We start from the raw sequence: 4147 nt of genomic DNA, 5'->3' as shown, positions 1-4147 counted from the left end.
AAGCGTAGGAGCGAGCGCAGCTCGCGATGCGCCGCGCGGGCGGCGCTCGATGTGCGCACCACCGCGCAACCCAAGGCAAGCCCCTCCCAGCCCCAACGCTTCAGCTATTTGTTACGCAACCGGTAAAACACCGTTGCATCTAAGACTAAGGTCGTCTGGTTGGCGTCCAACAGCCGCATAAAGTAAGGGTGTGGGTTGCATTCCCTCTTTGTGCTGCTAGGACAACAACAATGAACGACAGCATTTACCTCTCGATACAAAACAGCCCCCGTTTCAAGGAGCTGGTCAGCAAACGCGAACGGTTCGCCTGGATTCTCTCGGCGATCATGCTCGGCCTCTACTGCGCTTTCATCCTCCTGATCGCCTACGGTCCTCAGATTCTGGGCACCAAGCTCAGCCCTGGGTCATCGATTACCTGGGGTATCCCCCTGGGCGTCGGCCTGATCGTTTCGGCATTTGTCCTTACCGCCATCTACGTGCGCCGCGCCAACGGCGAATTCGATGAGCTGAACAAGGCCATCCTGAAGGAGGCGCAACAATGATTCGTCACGCCAAAGCCCTGGCCATACTGGCCTGCGGAGCCTTCGCACCCGCTGTGTGGGCAGCCGATGCCCTGACCGGCGAGGTGCAGAAACAACCGCTGAATGTGTCGGCGATTGCCATGTTCGTGGCCTTTGTCGCCTTTACCCTTGGCATTACCTACTGGGCGTCCAAACGCAACAAGTCGGCGGCCGACTACTATGCGGCCGGCGGCAAGATCACAGGCTTCCAGAACGGCCTGGCGATTGCCGGCGACTACATGTCGGCGGCCTCGTTCCTGGGTATTTCCGCACTGGTGTTCACCTCCGGCTACGATGGCCTGATCTACTCCATCGGCTTTCTGGTCGGCTGGCCGATCATTCTGTTCCTGATCGCCGAGCGCCTGCGCAACCTGGGCAAGTACACCTTCGCCGACGTGGCCTCCTACCGCCTTGGGCAAAAGGAAATCCGCACCTTGTCCGCCTCTGGTTCGCTGGTGGTAGTGGCGTTCTACCTGATCGCGCAGATGGTAGGTGCCGGCAAGCTGATCGAGCTGCTGTTCGGCCTCGACTACCACGTGGCGGTGATCCTGGTGGGCATCCTCATGTGCCTGTACGTGCTGTTCGGCGGCATGCTGGCCACCACCTGGGTACAGATCATCAAGGCGGTGCTGCTGCTGTCCGGTGCCAGCTTCATGGCACTGATGGTCATGAAGCACGTAGGCTTTGACTTCAACACCCTGTTCTCCGAAGCGATCAAGGTGCACGCCAAGGGTGAGGCCATCATGAGCCCGGGCGGCCTGGTCAAGGACCCGATCTCGGCGTTCTCCCTGGGCCTGGCGCTGATGTTCGGCACGGCCGGCCTGCCGCACATCCTGATGCGCTTCTTCACCGTCAGTGACGCCAAGGAAGCGCGCAAGAGCGTGCTGTACGCCACGGGCTTCATCGGCTACTTCTACATCCTCACCTTCATCATCGGCTTTGGCGCCATTCTGCTGGTCAGCACCAACCCGGACTTCAAGGACGCTACCGGTGCCCTGCTGGGTGGCAACAACATGGCGGCGGTGCACCTGGCCAATGCCGTGGGTGGCAGCGTGTTCCTCGGGTTTATCTCGGCCGTGGCCTTCGCCACCATCCTGGCGGTCGTCGCGGGCCTGACCTTGGCCGGTGCCTCGGCGGTGTCCCACGACCTGTACGCCAGCGTGTGGCGCAAGGGCAAGGCCAACGACAAGGACGAGATCCGCGTGTCGAAGATCACCACCGTCGCCCTGGGCGTGCTGGCGATCGGCCTGGGCATTCTGTTCGAGAAGCAGAACATCGCCTTCATGGTGGGCCTGGCGTTCTCCATCGCAGCCAGCTGCAACTTCCCGGTGCTGTTGCTCTCGATGTACTGGAAGAAGCTGACCACCCGGGGTGCCATGATCGGCGGCTGGCTGGGCCTGATCAGTGCGGTAACGCTGATGGTGCTCGGCCCGACCATCTGGGTGCAGATCCTCGGCCACGAGAAACCGATCTACCCGTACGAATATCCGGCGCTGTTCTCCATGCTGATTGCCTTTGGCGGTATCTGGTTCTTCTCGATCACCGACAAGTCCAAGGCTGCTGAAAACGAACGCGCACTGTTCTTCCCGCAGTTCGTGCGCTCGCAAACGGGCCTGGGTGCCTCAGGGGCTGTCTCGCACTGATCTTCAGGTACAAAAAAACCGCGCCTTGGCGCGGTTTTTTTGTGTGTTTGCGTCAGATCCTGCCGAGTAGCAACAACACCAGCAAGACCACAAGCACCACACCAACGATACCGGACGGGCCATAGCCCCAGCTACGCGAGTGAGGGAAGACGGGCAGGCCGCCAATCAGCAGGAGGATCAGGATGATGATCAGAATCGTGGTCATGTAGGAGTCCTTGCGTGGTGGAGGGTCAAGGGCCTCGGGTTGCCGGCCTCTTGTAAATTCGGACCGATGCCGTTTGTGAAAGATTCCATCGGCGTGTAGGCCGGTTCGACATCTTTTTGTGCAACCGCCTGTTCATGGCCGCTCATTCACTCGCCTGATAAGCCCTGCCAGCTCCTGAGGGCTTGATTAAACTCGCTGCATTCACCCTCACCACAAGGCTTGCAGCCATGCACAACCGCATCATGATCACGGGCGCCGGGTCGGGCCTCGGGCGCGAGATTGCCCTGCGCTGGGCCCGCGAAGGCTGGCAGCTGGCGCTGGCCGACGTGAACCCGGCAGGCCTGCGCGAAACCTTGGAGCAGGTGAAGGCCGCTGGCGGCTCGGGCTTTGCCCAGCACTGCGATGTGCGCGACTACAGCCAGCTGACCGCCATGGCCCAGGCCTGCGACGAGCAGTTCGGGGGCGTGGACGTCATCGTCAACAATGCGGGCGTGGCTTCAGGCGGGTTCTTCGCCGAGCTGTCGCTGGAAGACTGGGACTGGCAGATTTCGGTCAACCTGATGGGCGTGGTCAAGGGCTGCAAGGCGTTTTTGCCGCTGCTGGAGCGCAGCAAGGGCCGCATCATCAATATCGCCTCCATGGCCGCGCTGATGCAGGGCCCGGGCATGAGCAACTACAACGTGGCCAAGGCTGGGGTGCTGGCATTGTCCGAGAGCCTGCTGGTGGAGCTGCGTCAGTTGGAAGTGGCAGTGCACGTGGTGTGTCCGTCCTTTTTCCAGACCAACCTGCTGGACTCGTTCCGCGGCCCGGACCCGGCCATGAAAGCCCAGGTGGGCAAGCTGCTGGAAAGCTCGCCCATCAGCGCGGCCGATATAGCCGAGTGCATCTTCGAGCATGTGGCAGCCGGGCAGTTTTTGATCCTGCCCCACGAAGCAGGCAGGCAAGCCTGGGCCATGAAGTGCCAGGCCCCTCAGCGGCTGTACGACGAAATGGCGGAAATGGCGATGAAGATGCGAGCCAAGGCGCGTTCAGGCTGACGGATTAGGTGAAATCTGTAGGGAAAATTACCGTAGCTTGTCGGCAACTTCTGAATAGCGGGGGAAGTCTTGTGTAGCTGAACAGCTACGATGCACCCTCCGGTTTTCCCTTTCGCAGGAGGACCGGAACATGTTGGTGATAGGACGCGAAGTGGGTGAAGTAATCGTGATTGGCGACGACATCCGCATCATGGTGGTCGAAACCCGGGACGGCATGGTGCGCTTTGGTGTGGATGCACCGCGTGAAGTGCCGGTGCACCGTGCCGAGGTGTATCGGCGAATCAAGGAGGCGCAGCAGGCCAAGGCGGGCAGGGCGTGATCGGCTAGTCAAGCAGCTCGGGCGGCACATCGTGCTTGGCCAGCAATTGGCATTGCTGGCTCTCGGGGTCGAACAGGATAAAGGCCTGGCCCTTGGCCAATGCCTGGCGCACCCGCAGCACCCGCGTTTCCAGCGGGGTGTCGTCACCGTTGTCGGTACCGTCGCGGGTCACGAAGTCTTCGATCAGACGGGTGAGGGTGTCGGCTTGCAGGTGTTCGTAGGGTATCAGCATGGTGAGGGGTGTCTGAGAGCGGTGTAGGCATGCTACGCGAAACGGGCGGTTGTGGGGGAGGTTAGCCGCAGGTGGTTGCCTTGAGAAGGTCTGCGCCTGGGAGACCGAGCGCCGCCCGCGCGGCGCATCGCGAGCTGCGCTCGCTCCTACG

The 4147-nt window shown here is 61.4% G+C and carries 6 protein-coding genes; 4 read left to right on the top strand and 2 right to left on the bottom strand.

The window, feature by feature from the left end:
* The first annotated feature begins 230 nt into the window (after nucleotides 1-230).
* Nucleotides 231-542, top strand: a complete 312-nt coding sequence (locus IAE38_RS23540) for a DUF485 domain-containing protein (RefSeq protein WP_054886409.1) — start codon at nucleotides 231-233, stop codon at nucleotides 540-542.
* Nucleotides 539-2203, top strand: coding sequence for a cation acetate symporter (locus IAE38_RS23535; RefSeq protein ID WP_028634677.1), 1665 nt, complete (start codon nucleotides 539-541; stop codon nucleotides 2201-2203). Before IAE38_RS23540 ends, IAE38_RS23535 begins: the two co-directional genes overlap by 4 nt.
* A 52-nt stretch (nucleotides 2204-2255) precedes the next feature.
* Here IAE38_RS23535 and IAE38_RS23530 read toward each other — a convergent pair whose 3' ends face one another.
* The gene (locus tag IAE38_RS23530) at nucleotides 2256-2408 is read right to left on the bottom strand and encodes a DUF3309 family protein (protein ID WP_009682861.1); all 153 of its coding nucleotides are present in this window, start codon (nucleotides 2406-2408) and stop codon (nucleotides 2256-2258) included.
* Between the two features lie 227 nt (nucleotides 2409-2635).
* On the opposite strand from IAE38_RS23530, the gene IAE38_RS23525 reads away from it, so the two are divergent.
* Entirely contained in the window at nucleotides 2636-3445 is an 810-nt protein-coding gene (locus tag IAE38_RS23525; protein WP_201219569.1) for an SDR family oxidoreductase, read from the top strand.
* A gap of 130 nt (nucleotides 3446-3575) precedes the next feature.
* Nucleotides 3576-3764: a carbon storage regulator CsrA gene (csrA, locus tag IAE38_RS23520; RefSeq protein ID WP_028634679.1), complete on the top strand. Its 189-nt coding sequence runs from the start codon at nucleotides 3576-3578 to the stop codon at nucleotides 3762-3764.
* Nucleotides 3765-3768: 4 nt separating this feature from the next.
* Here csrA and IAE38_RS23515 read toward each other — a convergent pair whose 3' ends face one another.
* A complete protein-coding gene (locus tag IAE38_RS23515; RefSeq protein ID WP_201219567.1) occupies nucleotides 3769-3996 on the bottom strand; it encodes a YheU family protein in 228 nt (75 codons plus the stop codon).
* Between the last annotated feature and the right edge of the window lie 151 nt (nucleotides 3997-4147).

The organism is Pseudomonas sp. S32, assembly GCF_016648095.1.
Classification (GTDB): Bacteria; Pseudomonadota; Gammaproteobacteria; order Pseudomonadales; family Pseudomonadaceae; genus Aquipseudomonas; species Aquipseudomonas parafulva.
This window is presented reverse-complemented; position numbering and strand designations above follow the sequence as displayed.